Source organism: Streptococcus mitis (assembly GCF_946190325.1).
Classification (GTDB): domain Bacteria; phylum Bacillota; class Bacilli; order Lactobacillales; family Streptococcaceae; genus Streptococcus; species Streptococcus mitis_CF.
In genome coordinates this window covers 193579-210565 of sequence record NZ_CAMHZR010000002.1, presented here as the reverse complement: position 1 = coordinate 210565, position 16987 = coordinate 193579, and the positions used below count along the sequence as shown (strand labels likewise).

Below are 16987 nucleotides of genomic sequence, written 5' to 3'. Positions count from 1 at the left end.
TTCACTTAGAATAGAAAGGGAAGAAATAGTGGTTGATGTAAATCGTTTTAAAAGTATGCAAATCACCCTAGCTTCTCCAAGTAAAGTCCGTTCATGGTCTTATGGAGAAGTCAAAAAACCTGAAACAATCAATTACCGTACCTTGAAACCAGAACGTGAAGGACTCTTTGATGAAGTTATCTTTGGTCCTACAAAAGACTGGGAATGTGCTTGTGGTAAGTACAAACGCATTCGTTATAGAGGGATTGTTTGTGACCGCTGTGGGGTTGAAGTAACGCGTACGAAAGTTCGTCGTGAGCGTATGGGACATATCGAATTGAAAGCTCCTGTATCTCACATCTGGTACTTCAAGGGGATTCCAAGCCGTATGGGCTTGACCCTTGATATGAGCCCTCGTGCCCTCGAGGAAGTTATCTACTTTGCGGCTTATGTGGTGATTGATCCTAAGGATACACCACTTGAGCACAAGTCAATCATGACAGAGCGCGAATACCGTGAGCGCTTGCGTGAGTATGGTTATGGATCATTCGTTGCCAAGATGGGTGCCGAAGCTATCCAAGACCTTTTGAAACAAGTAGATCTTGAAAAAGAAATTGCTGAACTCAAAGAAGAGTTGAAAACAGCAACTGGACAAAAACGTGTCAAAGCCATCCGTCGTTTGGATGTTTTGGATGCCTTTTACAAGTCTGGAAACAAACCTGAATGGATGATTCTTAACATCCTTCCGGTTATTCCACCAGATCTTCGTCCAATGTTGCAGTTGGATGGTGGCCGTTTTGCCTCATCTGACTTGAACGACCTTTACCGCCGTGTTATCAACCGTAACAACCGTTTGGCTCGCTTGCTTGAGTTGAATGCACCAGGTATCATCGTTCAAAATGAGAAGCGTATGCTTCAAGAAGCGGTTGACGCTTTGATTGACAATGGTCGTCGTGGTCGTCCAATCACAGGACCAGGTAGCCGTCCACTTAAATCATTGAGCCACATGCTTAAAGGTAAACAAGGACGCTTCCGTCAAAACTTGCTCGGTAAACGTGTTGACTTCTCAGGACGTTCCGTTATCGCCGTTGGTCCAACTCTTAAGATGTACCAATGTGGTGTGCCACGTGAAATGGCGATCGAGCTCTTTAAACCATTTGTTATGCGTGAAATCGTTGCCCGTGATATCGTGCAAAACGTCAAAGCGGCTAAACGTTTAGTGGAACGTGGAGATGAGCGTATCTGGGATATTCTTGAAGAAGTAATCAAAGAACACCCAGTGCTTTTGAACCGCGCACCGACCCTTCACCGTTTGGGTATCCAAGCCTTCGAGCCAGTCTTGATTGATGGTAAGGCCCTTCGCTTGCACCCACTTGTCTGTGAAGCCTACAATGCTGACTTTGACGGGGACCAAATGGCCATCCACGTACCACTTTCAGAAGAAGCCCAAGCAGAAGCTCGTATCTTGATGCTCGCTGCTGAGCACATCTTGAATCCGAAAGATGGTAAACCAGTTGTTACTCCATCTCAGGACATGGTTTTGGGTAACTACTACTTGACCATGGAAGAAGCTGGTCGTGAAGGTGAAGGAATGGTCTTCAAAGACCGTGACGAAGCGGTTATGGCTTACCGTAATGGCTATGTTCACCTCCACTCACGTGTAGGTATTGCAACAGACAGTCTCAACAAACCATGGACAGAAGAGCAAAAACACAAGGTCTTGCTTACAACAGTTGGTAAAATCCTCTTCAACGACATCATGCCAGAGGGTCTACCATACTTGCAAGAACCAAACAATGCCAACTTGACAGAAGGCGTTCCAGCTAAATACTTCTTGCCACTTGGTGGAGATATCAAGGAAGCAATCAGCAATCTTGAACTCAACCCTCCATTCAAGAAGAAAAATCTTGGAAATATCATCGCTGAAATCTTCAAACGTTTCCGTACGACAGAAACTTCTGCCCTACTTGACCGCATGAAGAACCTCGGTTACCACCACTCAACTCTTGCAGGATTGACAGTGGGTATTGCCGATATCCCAGTCGTTGATGACAAGGCTGAAATCATTGAAGAATCACACAAACGTGTAGAACAAATTACCAAACAATTCCGTCGTGGTATGATCACAGACGACGAGCGTTACAATGCTGTTACAGCTGAATGGCGTGCTGCCCGTGAAAAACTTGAGAAACGTTTGATTGCCAACCAAGATCCTAAGAATCCAATCGTTATGATGATGGACTCTGGAGCCCGTGGTAATATCTCAAACTTCTCACAGCTTGCCGGTATGCGTGGTCTGATGGCGGCTCCGAACGGACGTATCATGGAATTGCCAATCCTTTCAAACTTCCGTGAAGGTTTGTCAGTACTCGAAATGTTCTTCTCAACTCACGGTGCCCGTAAAGGTATGACCGATACGGCACTTAAGACAGCCGACTCAGGTTACTTGACTCGTCGTTTGGTTGACGTTGCCCAAGACGTTATCATTCGTGAGGACGACTGTGGAACAGACCGTGGTCTCTTGATCCGCTCTATCGCAGAAGGAAAAGAGATGATCGAGTCTCTTGAAGAACGTCTCAACGGTCGTTACACTAAGAAAACTGTTAAACATCCAGAAACTGGTGCAGTTATCATTGGTCCAAATGAGTTGATTACAGAAGACAAGGCGCGTGAAATTGTCAATGCTGGTGTGGAAGAAGTGACTATCCGCTCTGTATTTACATGTAACACTCGTCACGGTGTCTGCCGTCACTGTTACGGTATCAACTTGGCAACTGGTGATGCGGTTGAAGTTGGTGAAGCAGTTGGTACAATCGCTGCCCAATCTATCGGGGAACCTGGTACACAGCTTACAATGCGTACCTTCCACACGGGTGGGGTTGCCTCAAATACCGATATCACTCAGGGTCTTCCTCGTGTCCAAGAAATCTTTGAAGCCCGCAATCCTAAAGGGGAAGCGGTTATCACAGAGGTTAAAGGACAAGTTACTGCTATTGAAGAAGATGCTTCAACTCGTACTAAGAAAGTCTTTGTTAAGGGTGAAACTGGCGAAGGTGAATATGTCGTTCCATTTACAGCTCGTATGCGTGTCGAAGTTGGGGACCAAGTAGCGCGTGGTGCTGCTCTGACAGAAGGTTCTATCCAACCAAAACGTCTCCTTGCAGTTCGCGATGTCTTGTCAGTTGAAACTTACCTTCTCGGTGAAGTACAAAAAGTTTACCGTAGCCAAGGGGTAGAAATCGGCGACAAACACATCGAGGTAATGGTTCGCCAAATGATCCGTAAAGTCCGTGTCATGGATCCAGGTGACACAGATCTTCTCATGGGTACCCTCATGGATATCAATGACTTTACAGATGCCAACAAAGATGTCCTTATCGCAGGTGGAGTTCCAGCGACAGGTCGTCCAGTCCTTATGGGAATTACCAAAGCCTCACTTGAAACCAACAGTTTCTTGTCAGCGGCTTCCTTCCAGGAAACAACTCGTGTCCTTACTGACGCGGCTATCCGTGGTAAGAAAGACCATCTCCTTGGACTTAAAGAAAATGTTATCATCGGTAAGATCATCCCAGCAGGTACTGGTATGGCCCGTTACCGTAACCTTGAACCACACGCTATCAACGAAGAAGAATACCTTAATCCTCCAGTAGAGGAAGAAGGAAATGAAGAAACAACAGAAGTAGTTGTGGATACTGCCGTTGAAACTGTGGAAGAAACAGTAGAATAAAAGAGAATAAGAGAGCCTTCGGGTTCTCTTTCTCTTTTCTGAAAACTTTCTCCATTTTTCCATGAAATATGGTAAAATAATACTCAATGAAAATCAAAGAGCAAACTAGGAAACTAGCCGCAGGTTGCTCAAAGCACTGCTTTGAGGTTGTAGATAGAACTGACGAAGTCAGTAACCATACCTACGGCAAGGCGACGTTGACGTGGTTTGAAGAGATTTTCGAAGAGTATAAAAGAAAGAAGCTGACAAAGGAGACAGGTATGGAACAAACATTTTTTATCATTAAACCAGACGGTGTAAAAAGAGGATTAGTGGGCGAAGTATTGAAACGCATCGAACAACGTGGATTGACAATTGAAAAATTGGAGTTACGTTCAAAGGTTTCAGAAGACTTGATTGACCAGCACTATCAGGACTTGGTTGGCCAAAGTTTTTACCCACCGATTCGTGAATTCATGACTTCAGGACCGGTTCTTGTGGGTATCATTTCTGGTCCCAAAGTAATCGAAACTTGGCGGACTATGATGGGTGCGACTCGTCCAGAAGAAGCTTTACCAGGCACTATTCGAGGTGATTTTGCAAAAGCTGCTAGTGAAAATCAAGCTATTCAAAATGTTGTACATGGTTCAGATTCAGAAGAGTCAGCTAAGCGAGAAATTGCTCTTTGGTTTGAGAAAAATAGCAAAAGTTTGATGTAAGGGTTACCTGCATCAAATTTTTTTGCATTTTAGAGTAGAAAACTGACAGTTGAGAAATATTCTAGCAATGGTGAGGATTTCTAGCCTATAATAAGAACAAGTAAGGGAGGAAGAATGATGGAAAAAATGAAAAAGCAAATTCGTGTTTTGTTATTGTTTACGATTTTTGGTATCAGTAGCTGTTCTTGTTTAAGTTTATCGACTTGGTCTTTGGTGTTAGATCAAAACTGCTTCTATTATTTAGTTGGTATGTTGCTTCTTGCCAGTATTGGTGCAGGGCTAAACTATTATAGGGGGCAGGGAAATCAACATTATTCAGTTTTTAAAGAAGATAAGCAACAATTCTTGTATAGCCTATTGCTCTTAGTAAATATTTTGGGTTTAGTCTTAATTGTCATAGACCATATCCTTACAGGAAAAATATCCGTAGAAGGGTTTGTGGAATACTTTTTACCGAGTTTCTTTTTCTTATTTGGTATTGATTTGTTAGTTTTTCTGCCGATTCAGAAGTATGTAAATGGATTGAAAAAGATTTTGGGTAAGAAGGAAATGTGTTTTATTAGTGGACTAGCTATTCTAATCTTTCTCAGAAATCCTTGGATGTTATTATCCATGACCTTTTATATTGCCTTGGGAATGCTATTTCTAGGACTGTTGGTGCCAAAAGTCATTCGCTGGGAAGTCTCATTTTATAGCCACCTGATGAGAGATATCTTATTAGTTGTCTTTTTACTGTTCCTATTTTAAGATTATAACAAGGACTGGTTCAAGTTTTTAATTCATAATATAGAATTCATAGATAATACCTAGACAAAGAACAAGTTTTTGGTATAATAGAAACATGTACTCTAAAAGTGAAGAAGAATTACAGTCCTTGGGTGAGCGTTTGGGCTGTTTATTAGAAAAGAATGATGTTTTAATTCTGAGTGGAGAACTTGGAGCCGGCAAAACGACCTTTACAAAAGGCCTTGCTAAAGGATTACATATTTCTCAGATGATTAAGAGTCCAACCTATACTATTGTGAGGGAGTATGAAGGTCGTCTTCCTCTTTATCATTTAGATGTTTATCGTATAGAGGGGGATGCTGATTCTATTGATTTGGATGAGTTTCTCTTTGGTGGCGGGGTGACTGTCATCGAGTGGGGAAATCTCTTAGGTGATGCCCTGCCAGATACTTATTTAGAATTGGAAATTCTAAAAGAAGGAGACGGTCGCAGATTACATTTCCAAGCAAAGGGTTTGCGTGCAGAAAAGCTTTTAGAGGAGCTTCAGCATGGAGTATGAATTGCTCATTAGAGAAGCAGAATCTGATGATGCTGCTGAGTTAGTGACATTTTTAAATCGTGTCAGTGTAGAAACAGATTTTACCAGTCTGGACAGGAATGGCATTTTGATGACAGATACTGAGATGGAGTTGTTTTTGGATAAACAGGCTCATTCAGAAAATCAAATCACTTTACTAGCCTTGCTGAATGATGAAATTGCTGGCTTTGTAAATATCACAGCTGATCAACGTAAGAGAGTTCGTCACATTGGAGATCTCTTTATTGTGATTGGTAAGAAGTATTGGAATAATGGACTGGGGAGTTTGTTACTTGAAGAAGTCGTAGAATGGGCACAGGCTAGTGGCATTCTTCGTAGACTTCAACTCACTGTCCAAACTCGTAATCAGGCTGCAGTTCATTTATATCAAAAGCAAGGTTTTGTAATTGAAGGTAGACAAGAGCGCGGTGCGTACATAGAAGAAGGGAAATTTATAGATGTTTACCTGATGGGTAGACTGATAGATTGATAGAAATATGGTTAAAAAAATTATTGGAATGGTGCTAGCTTTTCTAGCTGTGACAGTTTTGGGTGTGGGTGTTTTTGCTTATACCATTTATCAACAAGGTACAGAAACTTTATCAAGAACTTATAAAAAAATTGGTGAAGAAACCAATGTTATTGAGGCTACTGAACCCTTAACAATCCTTTTAATGGGGGTTGATACTGGAAATGTGGAACGAACTGACCCTTGGGAGGGAAATAGTGATTCCATGATTCTCTTGACGGTTAATCCGCACACGAAAAAGACAACGATGTTAAGTTTGGAACGTGATATCTTGACTAAAATTCAGCATAAAGATGGTAGTGTTGAGGAAGCTAAACTAAATGCCGCCTACGCTGGTGGTGGTGCGGAATTGGCAATCTCAACTATCCAGAAAATGATGAATATTCATATCGATCGTTACGTTATGGTGAATATGCAGGGGTTGCAACAATTAGTCGATGCAGTGGGCGGTATAACTGTCAATAACACGCTAGGTTTCCCAATTTCTATTAGTGACCAAGAGGAATTTAATACCATTTCTATTGGTGTTGGGCAGCAAACTCTAAATGGTGAAGAAGCTCTTGTTTATTCTCGCATGCGCTACCAAGATCCAGAAGGGGACTACGGACGTCAGAAGCGTCAGCGTGAAGTCATTCAAAAGGTTGTTGAAAAAGTTCTTAGCTTGAATAGTGTTAGTCACTATCAGTCTATCTTAAAAGCCCTAAGTACCAATATGCAGACCAACATTGATTTATCAGCGAAAAGTATTCCACAATTACTTGGTTATCAAGATTCCTTCAAGAATATTGAAACACATCAATTGCGAGGAGAAGATGCTGAACTGCAGGGCATTTCTTACCAGATTGTTACAACTGAGCATATGTTAGAAATGCAAAATCTCTTACGTCGTTCACTAGGTAAAGAGGAAGTAACTGAAGTAGAAACCAATGCTGTGTTATACGAAGCAACTCTTGGAAGAACTGCTACACCAACGAATGCTTCAAGTGTAGAAATAGAACAAAATTAATAATGAAATCGTGGGAAATTTCCTGCGATTTTTTCAAAAAAATACGAATAGATAGGTAGGAGGAAACATGAAAGCAGAAATCATTGCTGTTGGAACAGAGATTTTGACAGGACAGATTGTCAATACCAATGCCCAGTTTTTATCGGAAAAACTAGCAGAGATTGGAGTAGACGTCTATTTTCAGACGGCTGTAGGAGACAATGAAGCTCGTCTCTTGTCTTTGCTCGAAATTGCCAATAAACGTAGCAGTCTGGTGATTTTGACAGGTGGTTTGGGGCCAACTGAGGACGATTTGACCAAACAAACCTTAGCTAAATTCTTAGGGAAAGAATTAGTCTTTGATTCTCAGGCCCAGGAGAAGTTGGATGTCTTTTTTGCCCAGCGACCAGACTATGCCCGAACACCGAATAACGAAAGACAAGCTCAAATTGTAGAAGGAGCGACTCCGCTGCCCAACGAAACAGGACTGGCTGTGGGAGGAATATTGGAAATCGATGGAGTGACCTACGTCGTCCTTCCTGGTCCGCCAAGTGAATTGAAACCCATGGTCTTAAACCAACTTCTACCCAAGTTGATGACAGGGAGCAAGCTGTATTCCCGAGTTCTTCGTTTCTTTGGAATTGGCGAAAGTCAGCTGGTGACGATTTTAGCTGATTTGATTGATAATCAAACAGATCCGACCTTGGCCCCTTATGCTAAGACAGGAGAAGTCACTCTGCGTCTGTCAACAAAGGCTAGCAGTCAAGAAGAGGCGAATCAAGCGCTGGATATCTTGGAAAATCAAATCTTGGACTGCCAGACTTTCGAAGGAATTTCTTTACGAGACCTCTGTTATGGTTATGGAGAGGAGGCTAGCTTGGCCAGCATTGTGGTAGAAGAACTGAAAAAACAAGGGAAAACTATCACGGCTGCAGAGAGTTTGACGGCAGGGCTTTTCCAAGCTACTGTGGCGGATTTTTCAGGAGCTTCAAGTATATTTAAGGGTGGTTTCGTGACCTATAGCCTGGAGGAGAAATCAAAGATGTTGGATATTCCTGCCAAGGATTTAGAAGAACATGGTGTGGTGTCTGCATTTACAGCTCAGAAGATGGCTGAGCAGGCACGAATCAAGACCCAGTCTGATTTTGGCCTTAGTTTGACTGGAGTGGCAGGACCAGATAGCCTGGAAGGACATCCAGCTGGGACAGTCTTCATAGGCTTGGCTCAAGAGCAAGGAACTGAGGTTATCAAGATTAATATTGGAGGCAGAAGTCGAGCAGATGTACGTCACATTGCGGTTATGCATGCCTTTAACCTAGTTCGCAAGGCTTTATTAAGTGACTAACTTTTGATATAATAGTAGATAGGTCTAAGGACCATTAGAATGTAGGAGAATAGAATGGCGAAAAAACCAAAAAAATTAGATGAAATTTCAAAAAAATTCGGGGCTGAACGTGAAAAAGCCTTGAATGACGCTCTTAAATTGATTGAGAAAGACTTTGGTAAGGGTTCAATCATGCGTTTAGGTGAACGTGCAGAGCAAAAGGTGCAGGTGATGAGCTCAGGTTCCTTGGCGCTTGATATTGCCCTTGGTTCAGGTGGTTATCCTAAGGGACGTATCATCGAAATCTACGGACCAGAGTCATCTGGTAAGACAACGGTTGCTCTTCATGCAGTTGCGCAAGCGCAAAAAGAAGGTGGTATTGCTGCCTTTATTGATGCGGAACATGCTCTCGATCCAGCTTATGCTGCGGCCCTTGGTGTCAACATTGACGAATTGCTCTTGTCACAACCAGACTCAGGAGAGCAAGGTCTTGAGATTGCAGGAAAATTGATTGACTCAGGTGCTGTAGATCTTGTCGTGGTCGACTCAGTTGCTGCCCTTGTGCCTCGTGCGGAAATTGATGGAGATATCGGTGATAGCCACGTTGGTTTGCAGGCTCGTATGATGAGCCAGGCTATGCGTAAACTTGGTGCTTCTATCAATAAAACCAAAACAATTGCCATCTTTATCAACCAATTGCGTGAAAAAGTTGGGGTGATGTTTGGAAATCCAGAAACAACTCCTGGTGGACGTGCTCTGAAATTCTACGCATCAGTCCGTTTGGATGTTCGTGGAAGCACACAAATCAAGGGAACTGGTGACCAAAAAGATACCAATGTCGGTAAAGAAACTAAAATCAAGGTCGTGAAAAACAAGGTAGCTCCACCATTTAAGGAAGCCTTCGTTGAAATCATGTACGGAGAAGGGATTTCTAAGACTGGTGAATTATTGAAAATCGCAAGCGATTTGGATATCATCAAAAAAGCAGGAGCTTGGTATTCTTACAAGGATGAGAAAATCGGGCAAGGTTCTGAAAATGCTAAGAAATACTTGGCAGATAACCCAGAAGTCTTTGATGAGATTGATCATCAAGTCCGTGTTCAATTTGGTTTGATTGATGGAGAAGAAGCTTCTGTAGAAGGTGTTGAAACTAAAAAAGATGAAGCAGCTCAAGTAGATTCTGTGAATGAAGAAGTTACACTTGACCTAGGCGACGAACTTGAAATCGAAATTGAAGAATAAGCTGTTAAAGTAGTGGAGAACATCCGCTGCTTTTTTGGTTTTTGATTCAAGTTTTTAGATCATCTATAGTTTGCTGTTTCTTGTCGCTCCTTTCGAAAGCTGATATAATAGCCTTATGAATAAAAAACGAACAGTGGACCTGATACATGGTCCGATTCTTCCCTCGCTCTTAAGCTTCGCCTTCCCAATCTTGCTATCAAATATTTTTCAACAGCTCTATAATACTGCTGATGTCTTGATTGTTGGAAGATTTCTTGGTCAAGAATCCTTGGCTGCAGTAGGAGCCACGACAGCGATTTTTGATCTGATTGTAGGTTTTACTCTTGGTGTTGGCAATGGCATGGGAATTGTCATTGCCCGTTATTATGGAGCTCGGAATTTCACTAAAATCAAGGAGGCAGTAGCAGCCACCTGGATTTTAGGTGCTCTTTTGAGTATTGTAGTTATGCTGCTGGGATTTGTCGGTCTGTATCCACTCTTGCAATATTTAGATACTCCTGCAGAAATCCTTCCTCAATCTTATCAATATATTTCTATGATTGTGACCTGTGTCGGTGTCAGCTTTGCCTATAATCTTTTTGCAGGCTTGTTGCGGTCTATTGGGGACAGTTTAGCTGCCCTTGGTTTTTTGATTTTCTCTGCTCTGGTCAATGTGGTTCTGGATCTCTATTTTATTACGCAATTGCATCTTGGAGTTCAATCGGCGGGACTTGCTACCATCATTTCGCAGGGTTTATCAGCGGTTCTTTGCTTTTATTATATCCGTAAGAGTGTGCCTGAGCTACTCCCTCAACTCAAGCATTTCAAATGGGACAAGGCCTTATACGCCGATCTCTTGGAGCAAGGTTTGGCTATGGGCTTGATGAGTTCAATTGTGTCCATTGGTAGTGTGATTTTACAGTCTTCTGTTAATACCTTTGGAGCCGTGATTATTAGTGCTCAAACAGCAGCTCGACGCATTATGGCCTTCGCCCTTCTTCCCATGACCGCTATTTCCGCTTCGATGACGACCTTTGCTTCGCAGAATTTAGGTGCTAAGAGCCCAGACCGCATTGTCCAAGGTCTTAGAATCGGCAGTCGTTTAAGTATATCCTGGGCAGTTTTTGTTTGTATCTTCCTCTTTTTTGCCAGTCCAGCCTTGGTTTCCTTCTTAGCTAGTTCGACGGATAGCTACTTGGTAGGAAATGGCAGTCTCTATCTGCAAATCAGCTCAGCTTTTTATCCTATTTTGAGTCTCTTGTTAATTTATCGCAATTGTTTGCAGGGCTTGGGGCAAAAAATCCTTCCTCTGGTTTCTAGCTTTATCGAACTAATTGGGAAAATTGCTTTTGTGTGCTTGATTATCCCTTGGGCGGGCTATAAGGGAGTTATCCTTTGCGAACCCCTTATCTGGGTTGCCATGACTATCCAACTGTATTTCTCACTGTTTCGTCACCCCTTGATAAAAGAAGGTAAGGCCATCTTGGCAACAAAAGTGTCATCATAGCTCGATTTGCTGAATAAAATCCATTTCCTCTAGTGAAAATCGAAAAAACTTGTGTTATAATAAGAAAGATTAAAATGTGAAAAAAGGAGATTCCTAATGGGACGTAAATGGGCCAATATCGTAGCCAAGAAAACGGCTAAAGATGGAGCTAACTCTAAAGTATATGCAAAATTTGGTGTAGAAATCTATGTAGCAGCTAAAAAAGGTGATCCAGATCCAGAATCAAACTCAGCTTTGAAATTCGTTATCGACCGTGCTAAACAAGCCCAAGTGCCAAAACACGTTATTGATAAAGCTTTGGACAAGGCTAAAGGGAACACAGATGAAACCTTTACAGAAGGACGTTACGAAGGTTTTGGACCAAATGGTTCTATGCTGATTGTTGATACTTTGACTTCAAATGTCAACCGTACAGCGGCTAATGTCCGTGCAGCCTTTGGTAAAAACGGCGGGAACATGGGCGCTTCAGGTTCGGTTTCATACCTCTTTGACAACAAGGGAGTTATCGTATTTGCAGGTGAAGATGCCGATGCAGTCTTTGAGCAATTGCTAGAAGCAGATGTGGATGTGGACGATGTAGAAGCAGAAGAAGGAACAATCACGGTTTATACAGCGCCAACTGACCTTCATAAGGCTATCGTTGCCCTTCGTGAATCAGGTATCCAAGAATTCCAAGTGACTGAATTGGAAATGATTCCTCAGTCAGAAGTGGAATTGTCAGGCGATGACCTTGAAACTTTTGAAAAACTCTACAGCGTCCTTGAAGACGACGAAGACGTACAAAAAATCTACACAAACGTAGATGGATTCTAATAGAAAAACGAACAGTTTTACTAGCTGTTCGTTTTTTTGATATTTGAACTTAGACTCAGGTTTCAGAATCGTTTTGTTGCTTGCTTTTTTCTAGATCTAGACCGACTGCATGTTTTTGGACGAGCAAGAGCTCTCCATTGTCCTGTTTTGCAAAAGTTAAGGTAACAGTCTTGGCCTTGTCCCCAATGGAGATATAGGTGATTTTTTTCGTATTGTAACCCCCAAGAGTGAAGTCAAACTCGGAATCTGGCTTTCCGTGTTTGTCGATAATATCCTTGTAGTTGGTACCACCTTTTCCTTTGTTGTCAAGGTCGCCTTCGATTAAGGCGTCGAACTGTTCTTGGGTCCAGGTGAAGGTATCGTCTGTTGAGCTGCTTTCTTTTTCGCGTTCCATTGAGGCACTCGTATTCATGTAGGAACGGTTAAACTCCTTGGCATACTCTTTGTAGACATCAGCGTATAGTACCTGACTCGTAAAGAAAAGTACAACAGAGGCAACTGCCAGGGATGTTCCGATAATAGCCATTGTTTTCCGTTTTTTGAGGTTGACGATAAGGCCGATAATCCCCAAGATAAATGCGACGATGCCGATGAACAACGATAGATAGTTAATAAACGGGATCCAGGATCCTAAAAGTGCGATGGCTCCAAAAATGGTTGCTAAGATTCCTAAAACTCTTTTTTCTTCTGGTTTCATTTGAAAGTTTTCTCCCTTCATTGAGTGAATGGATTTCTATCCACAGTAGTTAGCGCTTATTATATAAAAGATATTGCCTAATGTCAATTTAAACTAAGATAGTTCTCATGAAAACTTTTTTCTTGACATCCCTCCTCAAAGTGATAAAATAGTTCTCATGAAAACTTATTTAGTTCCTAGGAGAACTAAACACAAGAATTAGAAAGGAGCCATCATGGATAAACCGATGTTAGTCTTTAAGCGTTTTGGTCACCAGATTCATTTGATGGTACAAAAGGAAGCCAAACGTTGTGGTATTGAATTTATGGGTGGACCGCAAGGTCAGGTGTTGCGTTTTTTGGATAGCCGTAGGGAAAACCAAGACTTGGTCTTGATTAAAGATATTGAGAAGGAACTCAATATTAGCAAGTCTGTTGCTAGTAATCTAGTTAAGCGTATGGTGCAAAATGGTTTGGTGGAATTGGAGGCGAGTTCTGTCGATAAGCGGGCTAAGTTTGTTCGTCTGACAGACAAATCGCGTTCTCAAATGCAACAGGTTAAGGCCTTTTTTGAACGAATTGATAAGCAGTTGATGGAAGACATTGATGAAGATGAATTACTGATTTTTGAGAAAGTTCTCGGTCAACTACAGGAAAATATCAGGGGAATAGGAGGAGAGAATGAAGAAATTAGCCAAACGAATTAGTAGAAAAGAATGGGGGATGATTTTACTAGCCATTCTCTTTACTTGCTTTTCGGTCTATCTAGAGCTGGAAGTGCCGACCTATATCTCTAAAATCACGGATTTACTGGGAACTCAGGGAACCAACTTGGATGAGTTGTGGCAGTCAGCAGGTATGATGGTGGGAATGTCCTTTCTGGCCTTCTTGTCCGCAGTTGCAGTTGGATTTTTTGCGTCCAGAGTTGCTGCTTCCTATACTAGTAGGTTGAGAAGCGACATTTTTAACCGAGTTTTGGATTACTCGCAGACAGAGATTAAGAAATTCTCTATTCCCAGTCTTCTAACTCGTACTACCAATGATATTACTCAGGTTCAGATGTTGATTACCATGGGCTTGCAAGTAGTTACGCGTGGTCCGATTATGGCTATCTGGGCTATCGGGAAGATTTTAGGTCATTCAGAATACTGGCTCTGGGCCGTACTTGTGGCAGTGATTGTCAACGTTTTGATGACGACCATTTTGATGACGTTAGCCTTTCCAAAACAGTCTTTGATTCAAAGTTTGACTGATAAACTGAACAGTATTACTCGTGAAAGCTTAGCAGGTATTCGTGTTGTTCGTGCCTACAATGCAGAGGATTACCAAAATGACAAATTTGCAGCAGCAAATGATGAGCTGACACGCTTGAATTTGTTTGTCAATCGTCTCATGGCTATTTTGAATCCAATCATGATGGGGATTTCAAGTGGTTTGAGTGTGGCGATTTACTGGATTGGGGCCTATGTAGTCAACGACGCTACTACAACAGCGCGTCTGTCTCTCTTTAGTGACATGGTTGTTTTCATGTCTTATGCCATGCAGGTTGTCATGGGCTTCCTTCTCATGGGGGCGCTCTTCATCGTTCTTCCCCGAACTATGGTCTCTGCTAAGCGGATTAATCAAGTTTTAGATTTGCATTCCTCTATCCGAAATCCTGCCCAAGTCCAGCAGGCTGATGAAAACCTCAAAGGCCAGGTCGAATTTAAGGATGTGACCTTCCGTTATGCGACAAATTCGGAGGCGGTTATTGAACATGTTAGCTTCAAGGCAGAAGAGGGTCAAACAGTGGCCTTTATTGGGTCAACAGGTTCTGGTAAATCAACTCTGGTCAATCTGATTCCACGTTTTTACGACGTATCGGCAGGAGAAATTCTGGTGGATGGTGTCAATGTTCAAGACTATGACTTGGAAGACTTACGCAACAAGGTTGGTTACATTCCTCAGAAAGCGGTTCTCTTTTCAGGTAATGTCAAGGGCAATTTAGACTTTGGACACAGTCAAGAAACACCGCTTAGTGAGCAGGCTATGTGGCAAGCTTTGGAATTGGCCCAGTCTAAGAACTTTATCGAAGACAAGGAAGCGGGCTTAGCGTCAGAAGTGGCCCAAGGAGGAACCAACTTCTCAGGTGGTCAAAGACAGCGTCTGGCAATTGCGCGTGCCTTGGCTCGGAAACCAGAAATCCTCATCTTTGATGACTCCTTCTCAGCCTTGGACTACAAGACAGACCGAGTTTTACGTCAAGATTTAGCTGAAAAAACTAAGTCTATGACCAAGCTCATTGTCGCACAGCGTATCTCAACGATTATGGATGCAGATTTGATTTTGGTCTTGGATCAAGGTAAAGTCGTGGGACAAGGCACCCACAAGGAACTTCTAGCTAATAACGAAGTTTACCAAGAAATTGCCTATTCACAACTATCGAAGGAGGAATTGGAACATGGAAAATAAGAAAATATCTCTTTTGAAACAGAGTAAACCCTATCTTGCAGGCCTCCAGTTTGCCCTTCTGATAGCCTTTCTAGCAACAATCGTATCCAATATCATTACTGTATATGGTCCAACCCGTATCAAGGAAATGACCAATATCATTGCAAGTGGTCTGGAAACAAGTGTGGATGTCGCGGCGGTTGCAGCTATTGGTGGTTTTTTGGCCGTGATTTATGTGATTGGACTCTTATCAAATTATTTGCAGGCCTTCCTGTTTACAACAGCCATTCAACGTTTTTCAGAGCGTTTGAGAACAGCTATTGCAGATAAAATTAATCGCCTACCATTGAGATATTTTGATGGACATTCTCAAGGGGATACCTTGTCTCGTGTAACCAATGATGTTGACACTGCAGCTCAGTCTCTCAATCAAAGTCTAGGAACAGTTCTCTCATCTAGTTTACTGGTCGTGGCGGTCTTAGTAACCATGTTTGGCATGAACTGGATTTTAGCCTTGGTGACGGTTGTTTCAACTCTTATTGGTTTTGCTTTCGTGTCTGTCTTTATGGGCAAATCACAGGGCTTCTTTAAGAGTCAGCAACAGGATTTGGCAGCTGTAAATGGTTATGTGGAAGAAATGTACTCTGGTCATAATGTGGTGACTAGCTACAATGCTATCGAGAGCACGAAAGAAGAGTTTGCGACATTAAACCATCGTCTATATGACAGTATCTGGAAATCTCAGTTTATTTCAGGGATTATGATGCCGATTATGGTGTTTATTGGGAACTTTAGCTATGCCTTGGTGATTATTGTTGGTGCAGCCTTAGCTCTGAATGGGCAGATTAGTATAGGGATTATCGTTGCCTTTATGGCCTACGTTCGGATCTTTTCTCAACCCCTTTCCCAAATTGCTCAAGGGATTACCAGTCTTCAGCAGGCTAGCGCAGCCATGGGACGTGTCTTCGAATTCTTAGCCGAAGATGAAATGGAAGATGAATCCCATAAAGAAAGACAATTGAGCGATATGAAAGGTCAAGTAGTCTTTGATCGAGTTTCCTTTGGTTATACACCAGAGCGAACCATTATTCATGACTTTTCTGCGACCGCTCATGCAGGTCAAAAGGTTGCCATTGTCGGACCTACTGGAGCTGGTAAGACAACCATTGTCAATCTTTTGATGAAGTTCTATGAGATTGATAAGGGAAGCATCCGTATTGATGGTGTCGATACCAAGGAGATGAAGCGTTCGGAAGTGCATGATGCCTTTTCAATGGTCTTGCAGGACACTTGGCTCTTTGAAGGCACTATCCGAGACAATCTCATCTATAACCAAACAGGTATTAGTGATGAGCGCGTGATTGAAGCTAGCAAGGCTGTAGGGATTCACCACTTTATTATGACCCTACCAGATGGTTACGATACAGTCTTGGACGACACAGTGACCTTGTCTGTCGGACAAAAACAACTCTTGACCATTGCTCGTGCTTTGCTGAAAGATGCTCCACTCCTAATCCTAGATGAGGCGACTTCTTCTGTTGATACCCGTACAGAGGAATTGATTCAGAAAGCTATGGATCGTTTGATGGAGGGAAGAACTTCCTTTGTCATCGCCCACCGCTTGTCAACCATCCGTAATGCTGATCTGATTCTTGTCATGAAAGATGGCAATATCATTGAGCAAGGCAATCATGATGAGCTAATGGCGCAAGCTGGTTTTTACGCTGACCTCTACAACAGTCAGTTTACAGAAGATGAAGCGGAAGAATAAACCCAAAGAAGGCTTGACGGCCTTC

14 protein-coding genes are annotated in these 16987 nt (G+C 42.4%); 13 read left to right on the top strand and 1 reads right to left on the bottom strand.

All coding sequences use genetic code 11. From position 1 onward, the window contains the following. The first annotated feature begins 28 nt into the window (after positions 1–28). The 10 genes from rpoC to N8M95_RS03880 all read left to right on the top strand — a co-directional run bounded on the left by rpoC (position 29) and on the right by N8M95_RS03880 (position 12086). Complete coding sequence (rpoC, locus tag N8M95_RS03925; RefSeq protein ID WP_000228746.1) at positions 29–3706, top strand: DNA-directed RNA polymerase subunit beta'; 3678 nt, start codon at positions 29–31, stop codon at positions 3704–3706. A gap of 260 nt (positions 3707–3966) precedes the next feature. Then, positions 3967–4404 carry a nucleoside-diphosphate kinase gene (gene ndk / locus N8M95_RS03920; protein WP_031237659.1) on the top strand — a complete coding sequence of 146 codons (438 nt, stop codon included), beginning with the start codon at positions 3967–3969 and terminating at the stop codon, positions 4402–4404. A 114-nt stretch (positions 4405–4518) separates the two neighbouring features. Then, on the top strand, positions 4519–5151 hold the full coding sequence (locus N8M95_RS03915; protein ID WP_235223466.1) for a competence protein: 633 nt from the start codon (positions 4519–4521) through the stop codon (positions 5149–5151). A 94-nt stretch (positions 5152–5245) separates the two neighbouring features. Continuing rightward, positions 5246–5689, top strand: a complete 444-nt coding sequence (gene tsaE, locus N8M95_RS03910) for a tRNA (adenosine(37)-N6)-threonylcarbamoyltransferase complex ATPase subunit type 1 TsaE (RefSeq protein WP_020901871.1) — start codon at positions 5246–5248, stop codon at positions 5687–5689. Next, entirely contained in the window at positions 5679–6197 is a 519-nt protein-coding gene (locus N8M95_RS03905) for a GNAT family N-acetyltransferase (protein WP_120719124.1), read from the top strand. The genes tsaE and N8M95_RS03905 overlap by 11 nt, the downstream gene beginning before the upstream one ends. A gap of 7 nt (positions 6198–6204) precedes the next feature. Continuing rightward, positions 6205–7242 carry a glycopolymer--peptidoglycan transferase LytR gene (lytR, locus tag N8M95_RS03900; protein WP_020901872.1) on the top strand — a complete coding sequence of 346 codons (1038 nt, stop codon included), beginning with the start codon at positions 6205–6207 and terminating at the stop codon, positions 7240–7242. 67 nt (positions 7243–7309) lie between these two features. Next, positions 7310–8566: a competence/damage-inducible protein A gene (locus N8M95_RS03895; protein WP_261116662.1), complete on the top strand. Its 1257-nt coding sequence runs from the start codon at positions 7310–7312 to the stop codon at positions 8564–8566. 54 nt (positions 8567–8620) lie between these two features. Beyond that, entirely contained in the window at positions 8621–9787 is a 1167-nt protein-coding gene (gene recA / locus N8M95_RS03890) for a recombinase RecA (RefSeq protein ID WP_084925605.1), read from the top strand. A gap of 115 nt (positions 9788–9902) precedes the next feature. Then, complete coding sequence (locus N8M95_RS03885; RefSeq protein ID WP_261116661.1) at positions 9903–11273, top strand: MATE family efflux transporter; 1371 nt, start codon at positions 9903–9905, stop codon at positions 11271–11273. A gap of 96 nt (positions 11274–11369) precedes the next feature. Continuing rightward, positions 11370–12086: a YebC/PmpR family DNA-binding transcriptional regulator gene (locus N8M95_RS03880; RefSeq protein ID WP_023940351.1), complete on the top strand. Its 717-nt coding sequence runs from the start codon at positions 11370–11372 to the stop codon at positions 12084–12086. A 55-nt stretch (positions 12087–12141) separates the two neighbouring features. Here N8M95_RS03880 and N8M95_RS03875 read toward each other — a convergent pair whose 3' ends face one another. Then, positions 12142–12783, bottom strand: a complete 642-nt coding sequence (locus N8M95_RS03875; protein ID WP_261116660.1) for a CD20-like domain-containing protein — start codon at positions 12781–12783, stop codon at positions 12142–12144. Between the two features lie 214 nt (positions 12784–12997). Here N8M95_RS03875 and N8M95_RS03870 point away from each other — a divergent pair, with 214 nt between their 5' ends. From N8M95_RS03870 to N8M95_RS03860, 3 genes are read left to right on the top strand one after another with little or no spacing between them, the layout of a single operon-like run. Continuing rightward, positions 12998–13468: a MarR family winged helix-turn-helix transcriptional regulator gene (locus N8M95_RS03870; protein WP_261116659.1), complete on the top strand. Its 471-nt coding sequence runs from the start codon at positions 12998–13000 to the stop codon at positions 13466–13468. Next, the gene (locus tag N8M95_RS03865; protein WP_261116658.1) at positions 13443–15212 is read left to right on the top strand and encodes an ABC transporter ATP-binding protein; all 1770 of its coding nucleotides are present in this window, start codon (positions 13443–13445) and stop codon (positions 15210–15212) included. The genes N8M95_RS03870 and N8M95_RS03865 overlap by 26 nt, the downstream gene beginning before the upstream one ends. Next, positions 15202–16962 carry an ABC transporter ATP-binding protein gene (locus N8M95_RS03860; protein WP_120719127.1) on the top strand — a complete coding sequence of 587 codons (1761 nt, stop codon included), beginning with the start codon at positions 15202–15204 and terminating at the stop codon, positions 16960–16962. The genes N8M95_RS03865 and N8M95_RS03860 overlap by 11 nt, the downstream gene beginning before the upstream one ends. Positions 16963–16987: the final 25 nt, after the last annotated feature.